Here is a 16,051-nt window from a genome sequence, read left to right as displayed (position 1 = left end):
ATTTAGTACTTAATTAAACTAGGCAATATCTCGATGAAATCTAGTAGTTATTTTTCACAGAGAAGGGGTGTCATACCGCTAAAATGTTTTAGTAGTTTATATGACGAGCCGCATGTTTGAGTAGTAATGGTGCTAATAACGTTGTTAGGATAATGGCAGTGATAATTGCCGAATAGTAATCATCACTGATTAGTTTGGATTGGTAGCCTATTTGAGCGATAATCAAGGCCATTTCCCCACGCGAGACCATCCCTGCACCAACGAGGTAAGCTTCATTCGAACTGAATCCGGCCCATTTAGCCCCACTCCCCGCTCCTAATAGTTTCGTCAGTGTTGCCACAATTGTCAATACGATAATTAATAACAAATCGTGTTCTATGCCAGCTAGTGACATACTTAAACCAATTGAAACGAAGAATACAGGAATGAAAATCGCATAACCGATTGGTTCGATACTTTGATCAACTTCATGAGCTACATGAGTTTGTGCAATCGCAATTCCTGCAAAAAAGGCCCCAATTACTGCACTCAGTCCAATCAGATTTGCAATATATGCCATACCAAAACACAAAATCATCGCCATTATAGTAGGTCCCACTGGATTCAATAATTTGGTGCCTAGTCTAGCGAGGAGAGGGGCGATAAAACGCATCACGAAATAAATTGCGGCAAAGTAAATTAGCTGCTCTAAAAAAGTCAGAGCTAGCGGTATCTGGGTATCCGTACCAGCCTTTGTACCTATTAAACTGACCATAATGCTAAGTAAAACGACAGCTAGCACATCGTCAACCACCGCGGCACCGAGGACTGTTGAACCGCTCTTACTATCAAGTAAATTTAGTTCTTTCATGACAGCAACTGAAATTGAAACCGACGTTGCGGCAAAAATAACGCTCAAAAACAAGCTTTCAAATTGTGTCAAGCCAAAAACAATACCAACTGGATAGATCAGTACCATTGGAATCAAAACTCCTAACAACGCGACAATTATGCTAGGACGCAAATATTTTTTAAGCAATGTAAGATCACTCTCAAGTCCGGCGATAAACATTAAGATGATAACCCCAATCTCTGAAAAAATATGGATAAAATCATTGGCGCGAACCCAATTCAACAACGCAGGGCCAAGAATAATTCCAACAAATAATTGACCGATCACTGCTGGGATACCAACCCTAGAGGCTAGATGGCCAAATAGACTAGTTGCAATCAAGATGATCACCAAGGTACCTAAAAATTCCAAACAAAAACCTCCTCATACCCCGGTTTGTAAAATTAAGTTAGAAATTTAAAAAGCCATTTGTGATAGACTTTTGAGTGTCAAAATCAAAAGAAAGGCTGATCACAAATGACCTATACTCATCTTACTATAGACGAACTTGCCACAATTTATTCTTTTTGGAAACTCGGTAAAAAGGCTTATCTAGTGGCCCCAGCGCTCCATCGGAGTGCTGAAACTGTGTATCGTATTTATCGGTTTCTTGACGCTGGCGGTACGATTATTGATTACCAATGCCACTATCGAAAGCATAAACAACATTGTGGGCGTAAACCAATTCAACTACGCCCTGATGAACTGGCCTATATTCAAGCCAAAACTCAAGCTGGTTGGCAACCAGATACCATTATTAATCGCCAAGAACGGGCTTTCAGCTGTGGGGTTCGAACCCTTTACCGCCTTTTCAAACGCGGTGTTTTGGGGTTGTCGACCAAAGATTTACCGATGCACGGCAAACGGCACCCTAATGGTTACATTGAACGCCGTGGGAAAGCGGGTCAATTGGGCAGGGATTTAAAGAATCGTTATCAGGACTATCCTAATTTTAATCAATAATTCGGCCATTTAGAAGGTGACACGGTTCAAGGTAAAAACCATCAGGGTGCGGTAACCACGCTGGTTGAACGACAAACTAAGGTCGCAATTGTGCTGAATTCGCATACCAAGTCGGCACACGATGTCAATCGTAGTTTAGCAGGATGGCTTTCGAAGCTGCCACGACACCTATTTAAGTCAATTACGTTTGACAATGGTAAGGAGTTCGCCGGTTGGCGAACCATTGCTAACCAATTTGATTTAAATATTTACTTTGCCGCTGTCGGAGCACCCAATCAACGTGGTTTAAATGAGAACACCAATGGTCTGCTGCGTAAAGATGGTTTACGTCACAATCTTATTATGGACCAGCTATCAGATGGATTTGTTCAAGCAGTTGCCAGTCGACGAAACCACATCCCACGAAAAAGTTTGGGTTACCAGACACCTCTGGAAGCATTCATCAGTCAGATTACAGATGAACAGTTAAAAAATTTCTAACTTAATTTGACAATTCGGGTTATAATAAATTGATTCAAACTCATTATGAACGTTAGAAATAGGGAGTGTCAAGAAGTTTGTGTAAAAAGGGATTGCCCTTTCTCCATAAAATTAAATCTTTTCAGTCGAAAAGTGATTCTAATGTATCCTGGATTGAAGTCAATATTTGAGACAGATTTTAAGAGACATTCAGAACCGCGTTTACCTTCCACAGCTCAAATAAATCATTAATCGTGATTAATAACTTATTTGAACCATGGAAAGCATTAAATCAGGCGGCCATTTGGCTCGTAAGTGTTGCGATTTCAACTTGTAAGGGGGTCTGGTAGCCCAGTGAACTATGAATTCTCTTCCTATTGTAGAAAGCATGCACATATTCAAAAAGGACGGCAGCGGCAGTTTCATAATCTTCAAAGACCGGCACTGGATAAACACATTCCTTTTTGAGGGAAGCGTGAAAGGATTCCATTGGCGCATTATCATACGGACAACCCTTACGACTGTATGAGTGGCGGATATGTAGTTCTGTTAACCGTTGATTGTAATCATCGCTGGTATACTGTGATCCTAAATCCGTATGGATAATCAGGTCCCCAGTAATGGTTCGATTTTTAACCGCGCTTTCAAGGGTCTTTAAGACTAAATCAGTAGCCATCTTTTTTGAGAACGAATAACCGATAATCCGTCTTGAGTGCAGATCCATGATGGTTGATAAGTAACACCAGCCATTACGCTTCGTTTGAATATAGGTCATATCAGCGGTCCATTTTTGATTTAAACCAGTGGTCGAGAAATCCTGCTTAAGCAAGTTGGGACGCTGTTCAACCTTGGTTTTGGAAGCCGAAGCCGCTTTCCACTTATTGACGGTAACGGAGTGGATATCCAGTTCCTTCATGAGCCGGGAAATCCGTCGTGGACTGCACCGAAGCTGCAGTGGTTGAAGTTCCAGATTCAATTCATGGTGGATCTTCATAACACCGTATCGCTGCTTAAATTCCGCAAAGATTCGCAGAATCCGTTGTTTCAAGCCCGCATCTTCGGCCCGGCGTTTTAAAGGTTTGGGGGATCGATAACGATAATACTGAGCTCTGGAAACACCGAGGATTCGGCACATCTTGGTTACCTGGTGGTGATGGCTTTCTTTAGGATTTCGTTCTCCTCAGACAGCGAAGCCAGTCGCTTTTCCATCGCTTTGATTTCGTCTGGCGATTTACCGGATTGAGTTTTGGCCTGGCCCTGGATCCACTTATGAACGGTTGAATAGCCAATGCCATATTCTCTGGCCAGTTGGGCAGCTGATTCGCCTTGCTTATATAGGTTGATAATGTTTTGTTTGAATTCTTTGTCGTAACGAGTTGGCATGTAAAAATTCCTTCCTTTTGAGAGACGATTTATTCATTATACCCTCTCTTAAAAGTTGTCTCAGGAATCAGCTTACATCCAAAAATTCATCAACACTATTCTTATACTTAAACACCAAATATCATAGAACCATAATTAACAGGGCAAATCAGGTCACAACTTAACAGTTGTGGCCTCTTTTTTGATACTGTATAATTAAAGGGTTAGAACCGTGTCATTACTTAATGACATAAGTAAGGAGAGAAAAAGATGAAATATGGCTATGCGCGGGTCAGTACCACTGATCAAAAATTAGCAAATCAAATTGAGTTACTAAAATTGGCAGGAGCAGAAAAAATCTTTCAAGAAAAGTTTACCGGCACAACTACTGAACGACCGGAGTTTCAAAAATTGTTGCGCGTTCTAAAAACAGGCGATACTTTGATTGTCACTAAGTTGGATCGGTTTGCACGGAACACGCGCGAGGCATTAGCCATTATCCAAGAGTTGTTTAAAGAAAATGTCAAAGTCAACATTTTGAATATGGGCTTAATTGACAATACGCCGACTGGCCAATTAGTCTTTACAATATTTAGCGCCTTTGCGCAGTTTGAACGCGATATGATTGTCACGCGCACACAAGAAGGTAAATTGTATGCCAAGCAACATGATCCGTTGTTTCGGGAAGGGCGACCGAAAACGTATTCTGATGAACAGATCAGATTTGCTTATGAGTTGCGAAAACAAGGCATGACTTATAAGATGATTGAACGAAAGACGGGGATTAGTAAACGCACGCAACAGCGAAGGTTTAAGTCGATTTAAAAATAGGTGTTTTAAGAATTGAATGTTTAATTAATCACGTACGACGGGGATTGCCGCTTTATTAAACAGTTGTGAGAGAAATTTATTTAGGGATTTTAAGCACTATTTATACCTGTTGTGCTATTGAGGTTAGTTGTGATAAGGATTAATTTGTACTACAAAAGGCCTACTCAATTGTTAGTTGAGCAGGCCTTTTGTGGGTATTTTGATTAGAGCTATTAACCCTATGATAATTATAAGGCTTAGCTTTCAAATGGAACATACTATTATCCAAATTATGATTTGTTAAGGTGGTGTTGTCATAGTTACTGAATTGAATCAATTGGGCAGAAACAAGAAAAATTTAACTAAGACCATGGACACCATTCAAAATTAAGGGAACGTCATCCTAAATCTATTGCCAATGGCGGGAATTGTTGATTTTTATTTATGCCAACTCGTGACCACATCTTATCATTGGATGGTATGAATGATGTTGACAGAAAAACTAGCATTAGAGGCCTCCTTATTATATATAGTAAAGGATACTAAACGAAATAGATTAAATATACCATATAAAATCATTTTCTAAAGAAAATATGGCCTTTGATCCAACTGGGCATGATTTTCTTCATGCCCAAAGAGTGGCTAAGCTAGCTCAAAAAAAATATATAGAAGATTTTAAAAAAAATGAAACTGATATTGGTCTGTATGTTGTGAAAGCAGCTAGCTATTTGCATGACACCATAGACTAAAAAGTCACTGCAGATAGAATAGACTGAGAGGAGTACGAATTATACTTAGCCATGAGAATATTACAACTCCGGCTAGAGAAGACATTTTAGATATTATCCAACATATGTCATATGCTGACAACATTGAACACCATTATCAGCTTTCTAACGAAGGTAAATGTGTTCAGGACGCTGATAGACTTGATGCACTAGGTGCAATCGGCATAGCACGTGCATTTGCTTACGGCGGGCACGCTGGACAGGAAATATATGATTCCAAAATATCAGTGAAGCAAATCAAAACACACGATGATTATCGCCATCACAAAAGTACAACCATCAATCACTTTTATGAAAAGCTGCTGAAATTAGCAAGTTCAATGAATACCAGAACGGGAAAGCAAGAAGCCAGTCGTCGAACAAAGTATATGCGTGATTTCTTATCTGAATTCCAAATGGAAACAGGTGTAAAAGATGAAACATAATGAGCATCTATTAGATAAATCGTATTTCGAAAAAGTCGCTGCACTTTTTAATAAAGGACAGTCTGATCCCCTGCTAGGTGAGGCCATGTGAACATGGAATAATCTTCAGGAAGGTTTCACAGCCAATGAGCGCCTTCCAGACACGCTCGTTGATATTGCTGTTTGGCCTGTTTTTAATCGCGCTCCTCAGCTATATCGACAAGCACCACAAATAAAAACCCGCCCTGCGTAACTTTGGTCGGTTACAAGGCGACAATGTATTTTGTAATCTAGACCACCGCCTTTAAAGCGGCTTGTCTGAGAAGCTCCGTTCACGCAGGGCTTCTTTTTCTTCCCCGCATTATAGCATGCCTTTAATTATCCTTCGACTATTTTAAATTAACTTTCTAATAGTTCTAGGGGACGCACGTTTTTTTGTACTAAAACAAAGGTAAAAACTAGTAGACATAATCAAAATATTTTTTGATCATGAACCGTACAGTGTGCTCTTCTCAATTGATAACAAGGCCTTTGGTGCAAACTGTGAGCTGGGTCCTGGGAGCTTGCTTCCATTCATTAAAAGTCCCGTTTATCGTCTCTTAGTGCAGCTTAAAATACCAACGGTGGGCCCATTTTAGCCACCTCGCATGAATCTTTATATTCAACACAATTTGTAGATCAATCAGATCGTCCACCAATTTGCACAGACACCACATATAGTGCTATAATGATCGCCTAACCACTATATATAGAAAAAGGGCGATGATTAGTTACGGAAACCATAAATATTCTCTACATCAGTTTGAGCGGCAACACGAAATATTTTATTAGCAGACTGACAACATACTTTGAGAAAGAACGTCATGTTCGGGTTAGTTCAATTAATGTTAAAGAACACCCTGAATTCACCACTCTTGACCAGCCGTTTGTTACCTTCCTACCAGCCTTTCTTAAAGGTGGTAATGGGGTTAATAACGGTTATACTGAAATATTAACCACTATTTTGGGAGATTACCTCGCGTACGAAGGCAATTACCAGCATTGCTACGGTATTATCGGTAGCGGTAATCGTAATTTTAATAAGCAGTTTGCACTCACGGCTAAACAATATGCTAAACGCTTCGATTTTCCTTACATTACCGATTTTGAGCTACGTGGCACCGCACACGACATTCCTCGCATTGCCGATGCCATCTTAACCTATCGCAATCAATTTTGTTTTCAAACAACGAAGGAGTAATCCCTAATGGTAACTAGCACCCCAGAAATGGAAAATACCTATTTTTACTTAAATAACCTCGTAAATATCCCAAGCAACGGAGAAATTCCGCTACATTATGATCAAGAAGCCCTAAAGGCTTATTTCGAAGAGACAGTTAAACCGAAGACCAAGCAATTTGATTCGTTAAATGCCAAGTTAAATTACTTGGTTGACGAAGATTATATCGATCCAAGTATCCTGGAACAATACTCTCACAAGTTTGTGCAGTCCTTGTTCGACCAAATGAGAGACCATCACTTTCGTTTTCGCAGCTTTCTCGGTGCCTACAAGTTCTACACACAATATGCCATGAAAACTAATGATGGCCAGCAATTTTTGGAAGACTTTGTCGATCGCGTCGTCTTCAATGCCCTCTATCTCGCTAATGGTGATGAACAACTTGCCAATGACGTTGCCGATGAATTGATTTCACAACGTTATCAGCCTGCCACCCCCACGTTTCTCAACGCGGGTAAAAAACGGCGCGGTGAAATGGTATCATGTTTTTTAATCGATGTGGCCGACTCCATGCTCTCAATTGGACGCGGCGTTAATTCTGCCCTTCAACTATCTCGAATCGGTGGGGGCGTCGGCGTTAACCTGTCAAACTTGCGCGCCTCAGGTGATCCTATTAAGCAGATTTCCAACGCCTCGTCTGGCGTTGTACCAGTGATGAAGTTACTTGAAGACTCATTTAGCTACAGTAACCAACTTGGGCAACGGAACGGCGCCGGAGTGGTTTATCTCAACGTCTTCCATCCTGACATCTTACATTTTCTGGATACCAAAAAGGAAAATGCGGACGAAAAAATTCGGGTGAAGACCTTGTCCCTCGGTTTGATTGTTCCTGATAAATATTATGAATTACTCAAGACTAACGAACCAATGTATCTTTTTAGCCCCTATGATGTCGAACGTGAATATCGTACGCCATTTGCTTACATTGATATCACCAAAGAATATAACAACATGGTCGCTAACCCCAATATTAAGAAGTCAGTTTTTAACGCGCGGAAACTAGAACAAAAGATTTCTCAACTCCAACAAGAATCTGGTTATCCTTACATCTTGAACATTGATACGGCCAACCAAACTAACCCTGTCGATGGCAAAATTATTATGAGTAACCTTTGTAGTGAGATCTTACAGCCTCAAGAACCGTCAAAACTTGATGATGACCTATCGTACAAGACAATTGGCACCGATATTTCATGTAATCTCGGATCAACTAATATCATGAATATGATTGACTCACCGGACTTCGGTCACTCAGTTGAGGTTGCTGTTCGTGCGCTCACCCTCGTAACTGACACAACCGACGTTAAGGAAGTACCGACTGTTAAACATGGTAACGAACTTTACCACACGATTGGATTAGGGGCTATGGGTCTGCATACTGCCCTTGCACGCCACCAAATTGAGTATGGCTCACCAGAGGCCCTTGAATTTACTGATGCCTACTTCCTAGCTTTAAACTACTATTCACTCGTTACGAGCAATCGAATTGCCCGTGAACGCCACGAAACCTTCGCTAAATTTGACCAATCAAAGTACGCTGATGGCAGTTACTTCGATCAATACTTGAACGCAGACTTTAAATTTAAGAGTACCAAAGTTGCAAAAATCTTCAAAAATATTAAATTACCATCTGTTACAGATTGGAAGGCACTCAAGCAAGCTGTGATTACTGGCGGCCTTTATCATCGTAATAGACTCGCTGTGGCACCGAACGGGTCAATTTCGTACGTCAATGAAACAAGTGCATCACTTCATCCAATCACACAATTAGTAGAACAACGTCAGGAAAATAAGGTAGGCTCAATCTTCTATCCAGCACCTTACCTGTCTAACGAAACTTTGCCTTACTACACACCCGCATATGATATTGATCAACGAAAAATTATTGACACCTATGCCGTAGCTCAAAAGCACATTGATCAAGGCATGAGTCTGACACTATTTATGCGTTCAGTTTTGAAACCTGACCTTTACGAGTGGAAGGACAATAACAATTTAAAGATGACAACCCGAGACCTTAACCGGTTACGGAATTACGCCTGGACAAAAGGCATTAAGTCACTTTATTACATTCGAACGTTTACAGAAGACGATGAAATTAAAACGGCAAATGAATGTGAATCATGCATGATCTAGGAAATTCACTTGGGGTCTTACCGTCCGTTTAACACACCGGCATACGTTATTGGGTCACAAGACCCATATACCCATGAATCCTAATTAAGGAGACGAACAAATAACGATGGACTACTTATACTACAAAGCAATTAACTGGGATGATATTAAAGATAATTTCGATAAATACATGTGGGAACGACTCACCACTAACTTTTGGTTGGACATTCGGATTCCCATCACGAATGATCAAACGGCTTGGCAACAGCTATCAGATACTCAACAACAGGCCATTACTCGTATGTTGACAGGTACATCAATGTTAGCCGTCTACCAATCAGAAGTTGGCACCCCTGCTATTCGCCACGATCGGCGAACTCAACAAGAAGAATCCGTATTAAACACCATTACCTTTATGAAATCAGTCCATGCCAAAAGCTGTACGACCATTTTCCGGGCTCTGATTCCGGGTAACGGCGGTGAAAGTTTTACTTGGGCAGATGACAATGCCAATCTGCAAGCTGAAATTGACCAACTAGCCCAAATGAGCACTAGCGATATGGCCTTACAGAAAAAAGCCCTTTTTATTCTGACTGAAACTGGGCTCTCGTTTGGTAAATACTGGACAATACTTCAAACACAGGCTCTCGTCAATACTTACCAAATGTTGGCTAATATTCTCCGCGGTAGCGCCCTTTTTAGTGCTTATATTGGTTACAAATTTCGCCTCAGATTTGAAGAACTCACTGTAAGTGATCAAACCGAACTGCAGTATTGGATTAATACACAGTTTGATCAACTCATGCAAACTGAAAAAGACTTCTTAGAAGCTAACCTTGACGATGCCACCGAAGCCATCAATCTGGCCTCCTATGGTGCCAATCATGCATTAATGTCACTTGGCTTTAACGCTGTCTACGAAGTTCAACCGTCTTCACTAGTGGCGCAACTCAAAGAACTGATGATTGACCAAAATCAATTTTTGCAACAGGTAACGGCTGCAAACAATGAATCGGACACTGAAAAAATGACCGATGACGACTACGACTTTTAAGGAGTATTCAACTAATGAGCTATAAAACAATTAATTGGGACATCATCGAAGACGAACTTGACGAATATGTATGGGATAAAGCAACGGCACAATACTGGCTGGATACGCGAGTACCTGTTTCTAATGATTTACGGGACTGGCGGACACTCTCTGGCACCGAAAAATCGGTTATCAATCGGGTTGTGGGTGGATTAGCCTTGCTGGACACTCTCCAATCCGAAGAAGGAGTCGACGTGATGCGGCCCGACGTTCGGACACGAAAAGAAGCAGCAGTCCTCAATGACTTTTTGATGATGGAGTCAATTCATGCCAAAAGCTACGGCACTATTTTGACATCTTTGAACGATCAAGCCACTGTTGACGAAGTATTCAAATGGATGAACAATAATCCCAGAATGCAATACAAAGCCAAACGGATCAATGATATTTATCAAACGGGAAACAACCTTGAAAAGAAAGTTGCAAGCGTCTTTCTTGAAGGAATTTTGTACTACACCAACTTTTTTACCCCACTTTGGTACCGTGGTAACAATAAGCTGGCAAATCTTTCTGAAGTTATCAAACTGGTGATCCGCGATGAATCTGTTCATGGTACCTACCTCGGCTACAAATTTCAATTGGGATATAACGAGCTATCGGCGACTGAACAAAAAATATTCAAAAAGTGGATGGATGAGTTGCTCGACGATCTCCTTGAGAACGAGTTTGCGTTCACCGAAGAAGTTTACGCGCCGATTGGGTTAGCGGAAGACGTTAAACAATTCGTTCACTACAACGCCAACAAGGCGCTCCAAAATATGGGCTTTGAATCCCGCTTTCCCAATGCTGAGATTAAAGATATCAACCCAATCGTAATGAACGGAATTTCAACCGAAACGGCCAATCATGATTTCTTTTCACAAGTTGGTGCTGGCTATCTAATGGGTAATGCTGAAGCTATGAGTAGCGGCGACTATGACTTCTAACATAGGCTTCTAGGCATAATTAAAATTAAAAAAAGGCTAATATCTACAGGAAATATTAAAGTAAAGCCCCCTGAGTTGTACTAGTCCCTGTCAAGTTGTCATTTGAAATAATATAAGTTTTGCTTTGCTTAAACGGCCTCATTCCAGTATTCCGCTGGGGTGAGGTCGTTTCTTGCTGGTGAACGATCTAGTTGATTAAAATAGTTGATGCCTTCTTCGACCAAGGACACTAATTCTTTATAGGTAACTGGTTTAGCGTGTCGATCAATCCAGCGCAATTTGAACTCGTTCCACCAACGTTCCATTGGTGCGTTATCACACGGCGTCCCTGGTCGTGACATACTACGGGTGACTTCATGTTGCGCCAAAAAGTTATTGAATGTTCCTGATGTGCATGCCGAATCTCGGTCAGTATGCACTACAGGGTGGACGTCACCCGCAAAATTAAAGGCCCGTTGAAAAACCTGAACTTTTGCCTTCGAAGTTTCAGTTTCACTTAATTTATGGGCAATTAGATGGCGACCGTAAAGATCCAGCGCGCCACTCAAACGCACTTTATACTGACCGTTAACACCATAGGTCAATTCCGTTGAATCAGCTAACCAAACCTGGTTTGGTTGGTTAACGCCAAAACGCTGATTTAAAACATTATCTTGTAAGTATTGCTCCTGTTGTTTGATTCGTGAATGCTTTTTCTGATGAACCTGGCAACGAATGCCTAGCTTGCTCATAATCCGCTTAACTTGCTTTAACGTCACCTGTTCGGTGACGGCCGGGTCTTTTCTGAGATTAGATAATATTTTGGTACTACCAATACTTTGATGATGCTGGTTATACCAATATTGAACCCGTCCAGTTAAGAAGTTATCTCGAATCCCCCAATTCGTTACGTTACGATGTACCCTAATGTCTCCTTCCTGAGCTGTGGTATAATAGATCAAACGTGTGAGACATTAGAGTGTGACACAGTAACTTTTAAATCTTAATCAGATCAACTAGTTGAGTAGTTGCCCAGAAACTGACGTCAGAATTAATATGATAAGAAGGCAAATATATGAAAATTGGTTATGCTAGGGTGTCGTCTGAAAATCAGAATTTAGCTCGGCAGATTGAAGCTCTAAAAAAGTCTGGTGTAGAGAAAATATTTCAGGAAAAAGTTTCCGGAAAATCAGTTCAAAATCGCCCTGAATTGCAAAAAATGTTAGAGTTCATTCGTGAAAAAGATATTGTCACTGTTTTGGATTTAGATCGACTTGGTAGAAATTCTCAGGACATTACTGACACCATTAACTTGATTCAACAAAAGGAAGCCACACTAGATGTTTTAAGTTTACCGAGTTTCACTGATATACAAGATGTTAACTTACGTGGTTTATTAACCAATTTGGTTTTTGAAATATACAAATATACAGCTGAAGAAGAGCGCAACAAAATTCATGCTAGGCAGAATCAGGGGATCCAATTAGCTAAGGAGCGCGGGGAGTATAAAGGAAGAAGGCGGCAATATAGTCCACATGGATCAAAACGCTACCTATATAAAAGGGTAGTTCAAATGCTCAGGGATGGAACGAATATTGCACAAATTGCAAGGAGTACTGGCGTACAACGACGACAAATTTATCGTATTAAAGAATATGCTTTAAAAGTTGGCGACTTAGGCACTCCCAAAAGGGAAGTGAATAGCTAGGGCCTACAGGACAAGTTAGTGTTTTTTAGGGACCATCGGTCAAATAATAAAGCACTTACATTGATAAAACATTTTGGAGATGAACTATGTTTTTTAAAGATTGGACAAAATACAATAGTTTCGAATTAGTTATGATTACGTTGGGATGTAGCATTTATGCGTTCAGTCTAGATTTAGTCTCTATTCCAAGTGGCTTGGCAGACGGCGGTCTGAGCGGAATAACTCTGATTATTCGTCATTTCTTTCATATTAACTTGGGAATTAGTACTTTATTTCTGAATATTCCATTGATACTAATTGGGTTGCGCTACTTAGGCAAGCGCATGATGGCTTACACTATTTATGGCACCATTTGTTTATCACTATTTCTAATAATATGGTCACAGCAGGCTCTGATTCAACCACTACCATTGAGAAATGATTTATTATTGTCATCACTGGTTGCAGGGGTATTATCAGGGTTGGGAATTGGTCTGGTTTTTCGTTATAACGGAACTACTGGTGGTAGTGATATTATTGCTCGGGTTGGCCAGAGAAGTTTTGGATTTTCTTCGGGAAAAGGAATTTTGATTATTGACTACGTAGTATTAGGGCTATCACTATCATACTTAGATCTGTATCACATCGCGTACTCGCTAATTGTTAGTTTCGTATTATCTAAAGTAATTGATATGGTCCAAGAAGGGCCCAATCGTGCTAAGGTATTATTCATTGTGTCAGATAAAAGCCAAAAAATTTCCCAATTAATTGATGTTTCTTTAAATAGAGGATTGACATATTTGCAAGCTGAAGGTGGTTATCAGCATGATCAAAAGCAAGTGATTTATTTGGTGGTTCAACCGCGGGAAATTCCACAATTGAAGCAATTAATTAAAGCGATTGATGAACGGGCATTTGTGACGGTACTGGATGCCCATGAAGTGATTGGAGAGGGCTTTAGTTATCAACGCAAAAGATACCATGTTAATTGGCAGCACAGTAAAGAATAAAAATTAATAGACGTTTTAATATGAAAAAACGGCTATAATCTACTAGTCACTGATTAGAAAATTGTTGTTTTGATCACGTAGAGCAGTTGGGTATTGAACAATAATATATGTGAAAACGGCCAGGATTCAAATTTTATAGTTTTACTATTGAGACAGACTTGAAACCAATAGGTGTATTTTTACAAGCCTTAAGTTTTGACAAGTATCAAGTAACTATTTTTTGAAATAATGCGGGGAAAATTGAGAGCGTAAAATATCTTGTGTAAATGCATAAAAGATTTCTGAATTGTATAGAAATAGGGAATGCCTTCCCTTATGATATTTAGTAACCACAGAAAACATCACAGGAGGCATTCCCCATGAATGAACTTACCACAGAAATTATCGCTGCACTAGCCCAAAAGCAAGATTTGGACGAAGTTTTTCGTCACCACCTCGAAATTGCGATTAACCAGCTACTTCAAACCGAATTGGCAGAGTTTTTGGGTTACGAACGCTACTCATACGCTGGGATTAACACTGGTAATAACCGCAACGGCAGTTATGAGCGCTCGTTTGATACGAAGTACGGCCAACTTAACTTAACCATTCCTCGAGATCGCAATGGCCGGTTTGAAAATCATGCCTTGCCAGCCTACGGTCGGCACAGTGATAATTTAGAAACAACGGTCATTCAGTTGTATACCAAGGGAATGACCACTGCTGAAATTGCCGAACTCATTGAGAAAATGTCCGGTGCTCACTACTCCCAAGCCACGGTTTCCAACATGACTAAAGCCGTCAATGAACAGGTTCAAGCTTTCCAGCAACGTCGACTGGCTTCACAATATGCGGCCATCTTCTTAGATGCCACTTACTTGCCGTTAAAGCGGGATACCGTTCAAAAAGAAGCCGTTCATATTGCGATTGGCATTCGTCCAGATGGTACGAAAGAAGTGCTGAACTACCAAGTGGCGCCAACGGAATCGACTGGAATCTGGACTGAACTGCTGGGAACCTTGATCAAGCAGGGCGTTAAAGATGTGCTGTTGTTTGTGGCCGATGGGTTAGTTGGTTTGGATGAAGGCTTGAATCGGCATTTCCTTAAAGCCAAACGACAACGTTGCCTGGTTCATGTTGGGCGGAATCTGATGAACAAAGTTCGCGTAAAAGACCGCAAGGCCGTGATCAGTGACTTTAAACAAGTTCATCGGGCCGCCAACCGTGAAGCAGCCGAACTGAAACTGAATGAGTTCGCCAACAACTGGCATCAGACCTATCCCAAATTAATCAAAGATCTGCTTAAAATGCCGAATTTACTCACTTTCATGGACTTTCCACCAGCTATCCGGCAATCACTATACTCCACTAACCTGATTGAGAACTTTAATAAGCATCTCAAGCGCACCACCCACCACAAAGAACAATTTCCAACGGAAGATTCACTGGATCGCTTCCTGGTTTCTCAGTTTAATGTTTATAACGAGAAGTCTCTGAAGCGGATCCACCGAGGGTTCAAAGGACTCCAGGACACCTTGGAAGCATCATTTATTTAAGTTAGATACATATTATATGTACGAAGGCATTTCATTTACACAAAATTCTTGACGCTACCTCGTACTCATACGGATCAGCAAACATCGCTAACGTCGTTTTTAAAACTAAGTCATAGACTTGATGCTGTATTTTAGGTAAGGTAGCTAATTGATCTTTAGTCGGGACGACTTTAGTCATGATAATGGCGTAGTGTTCTTCAACCTTTTTTCCATTAACATAGCGCTTATTTGGGGTGGTATTGGTTAAAGCGACTGGCTTAGAGACTAAACCCAGATACTTCGTCAGATTAGCCACTAAATAATCAAATTCTTCATCAGTGATGTAAGCACAATCGGTGCGGGGATAACTAAGGTACTTGGCTTCGTATAAACTCTGAATGGCCGCTAAGGTTTGACTGGCGCTGGCGTGATAACGTTTATTCATGGCACTTTGCAGACTGGATAGCGAGAATAGTTGGGGACTAGCACGTTTTTTAGCCTGGTTTTGAACGCCCTTGATTAAACCAGCCTGTGAGCCTTTCTGAACGTGTTTAGCTTGCATGAATGTCGTTAGCCCTGCTTTGTCTTTAAATCGCTGATAGGGGGCTAATTTCGCGACGAATTTTTGCTGATTAGCTACAATTTCCGCATTTAGTTCAAAATAGGGTTCCGGCTTAAAGTTTTTGATTGCCTGGTCTCTTTGATAGACCATACACAAGGCTGGCAGCTATGGGTAACTAATCGAGCACGCTCTACGTACCAAATTTTTATCAATATAAAATACATTATGG

At 40.7% G+C, this 16,051-nt stretch carries 13 protein-coding genes and 3 pseudogenes; 11 read left to right on the top strand and 5 right to left on the bottom strand.

What is annotated here, in order from left to right; all coding sequences use genetic code 11:
- Nucleotides 1-88 precede the first annotated feature (88 nt).
- On the bottom strand, nucleotides 89-1,243 hold the full coding sequence (locus C5Z26_RS12300) for a cation:proton antiporter (RefSeq protein ID WP_105450232.1): 1,155 nt from the start codon (nucleotides 1,241-1,243) through the stop codon (nucleotides 89-91).
- Nucleotides 1,244-1,348: 105 nt separating this feature from the next.
- Here C5Z26_RS12300 and C5Z26_RS12295 point away from each other — a divergent pair.
- Nucleotides 1,349-2,314, top strand: a pseudogene (locus C5Z26_RS12295) (IS30 family transposase).
- 271 nt (nucleotides 2,315-2,585) lie between these two features.
- Here the strand turns inward: C5Z26_RS12295 and C5Z26_RS12290 are convergent.
- Both C5Z26_RS12290 and C5Z26_RS12285 read right to left on the bottom strand, forming a co-directional pair.
- Nucleotides 2,586-3,428 carry an IS3 family transposase gene (locus C5Z26_RS12290; RefSeq protein WP_105450231.1) on the bottom strand — a complete coding sequence of 281 codons (843 nt, stop codon included), beginning with the start codon at nucleotides 3,426-3,428 and terminating at the stop codon, nucleotides 2,586-2,588.
- Nucleotides 3,429-3,433: 5 nt separating this feature from the next.
- Nucleotides 3,434-3,676, bottom strand: a complete 243-nt coding sequence (locus tag C5Z26_RS12285) for a transposase (protein ID WP_105450230.1) — start codon at nucleotides 3,674-3,676, stop codon at nucleotides 3,434-3,436.
- Nucleotides 3,677-3,925: 249 nt separating this feature from the next.
- Between C5Z26_RS12285 and C5Z26_RS12280 the strand changes: the two genes are divergently transcribed.
- From C5Z26_RS12280 to nrdF, 7 genes and pseudogenes are all read left to right on the top strand, one after another.
- Nucleotides 3,926-4,480: a recombinase family protein gene (locus tag C5Z26_RS12280; protein WP_020923829.1), complete on the top strand. Its 555-nt coding sequence runs from the start codon at nucleotides 3,926-3,928 to the stop codon at nucleotides 4,478-4,480.
- Nucleotides 4,481-5,058: 578 nt separating this feature from the next.
- Nucleotides 5,059-5,678 (top strand): annotated as a pseudogene (locus tag C5Z26_RS12275) (HD domain-containing protein).
- A gap of 125 nt (nucleotides 5,679-5,803) precedes the next feature.
- Entirely contained in the window at nucleotides 5,804-5,893 is a 90-nt protein-coding gene (locus tag C5Z26_RS12660) for a putative holin-like toxin (RefSeq protein ID WP_222893344.1), read from the top strand.
- 545 nt (nucleotides 5,894-6,438) lie between these two features.
- Nucleotides 6,439-6,897, top strand: coding sequence for a class Ib ribonucleoside-diphosphate reductase assembly flavoprotein NrdI (gene nrdI / locus C5Z26_RS12265; RefSeq protein WP_071665479.1), 459 nt, complete (start codon nucleotides 6,439-6,441; stop codon nucleotides 6,895-6,897).
- 27 nt (nucleotides 6,898-6,924) lie between these two features.
- The gene (nrdE, locus tag C5Z26_RS12260; RefSeq protein WP_029508458.1) at nucleotides 6,925-9,072 is read left to right on the top strand and encodes a class 1b ribonucleoside-diphosphate reductase subunit alpha; all 2,148 of its coding nucleotides are present in this window, start codon (nucleotides 6,925-6,927) and stop codon (nucleotides 9,070-9,072) included.
- A 106-nt stretch (nucleotides 9,073-9,178) separates the two neighbouring features.
- Nucleotides 9,179-10,105, top strand: a complete 927-nt coding sequence (locus C5Z26_RS12255; protein WP_105450229.1) for a ribonucleotide-diphosphate reductase subunit beta — start codon at nucleotides 9,179-9,181, stop codon at nucleotides 10,103-10,105.
- Nucleotides 10,106-10,119: 14 nt separating this feature from the next.
- Complete coding sequence (nrdF, locus tag C5Z26_RS12250) at nucleotides 10,120-11,070, top strand: class 1b ribonucleoside-diphosphate reductase subunit beta (protein ID WP_105450228.1); 951 nt, start codon at nucleotides 10,120-10,122, stop codon at nucleotides 11,068-11,070.
- 128 nt (nucleotides 11,071-11,198) lie between these two features.
- Here the strand turns inward: nrdF and C5Z26_RS12245 are convergent, their stop codons facing one another.
- A complete protein-coding gene (locus C5Z26_RS12245) occupies nucleotides 11,199-12,011 on the bottom strand; it encodes a DDE-type integrase/transposase/recombinase (RefSeq protein WP_105450227.1) in 813 nt (270 codons plus the stop codon).
- A gap of 113 nt (nucleotides 12,012-12,124) precedes the next feature.
- Between C5Z26_RS12245 and C5Z26_RS12240 the strand changes: the two genes are divergently transcribed.
- From C5Z26_RS12240 to C5Z26_RS12230, 3 genes are all read left to right on the top strand, one after another.
- Complete coding sequence (locus C5Z26_RS12240) at nucleotides 12,125-12,757, top strand: recombinase family protein (protein WP_105450226.1); 633 nt, start codon at nucleotides 12,125-12,127, stop codon at nucleotides 12,755-12,757.
- An 86-nt stretch (nucleotides 12,758-12,843) separates the two neighbouring features.
- Nucleotides 12,844-13,746: a YitT family protein gene (locus tag C5Z26_RS12235; RefSeq protein WP_021356783.1), complete on the top strand. Its 903-nt coding sequence runs from the start codon at nucleotides 12,844-12,846 to the stop codon at nucleotides 13,744-13,746.
- Between the two features lie 359 nt (nucleotides 13,747-14,105).
- The gene (locus tag C5Z26_RS12230; protein ID WP_105450225.1) at nucleotides 14,106-15,281 is read left to right on the top strand and encodes an IS256 family transposase; all 1,176 of its coding nucleotides are present in this window, start codon (nucleotides 14,106-14,108) and stop codon (nucleotides 15,279-15,281) included.
- A 58-nt stretch (nucleotides 15,282-15,339) separates the two neighbouring features.
- Here C5Z26_RS12230 and C5Z26_RS12225 read toward each other — a convergent pair.
- Nucleotides 15,340-15,972, bottom strand: a pseudogene (locus C5Z26_RS12225) (DNA topoisomerase); the annotation flags it as partial.
- Nucleotides 15,973-16,051: the final 79 nt, after the last annotated feature.

It is taken from the genome of Lactobacillus sp. CBA3606 (assembly GCF_002970935.1).
GTDB lineage: Bacteria > Bacillota > Bacilli > Lactobacillales > Lactobacillaceae > Lactiplantibacillus.
This window is presented reverse-complemented; position numbering and strand designations above follow the sequence as displayed.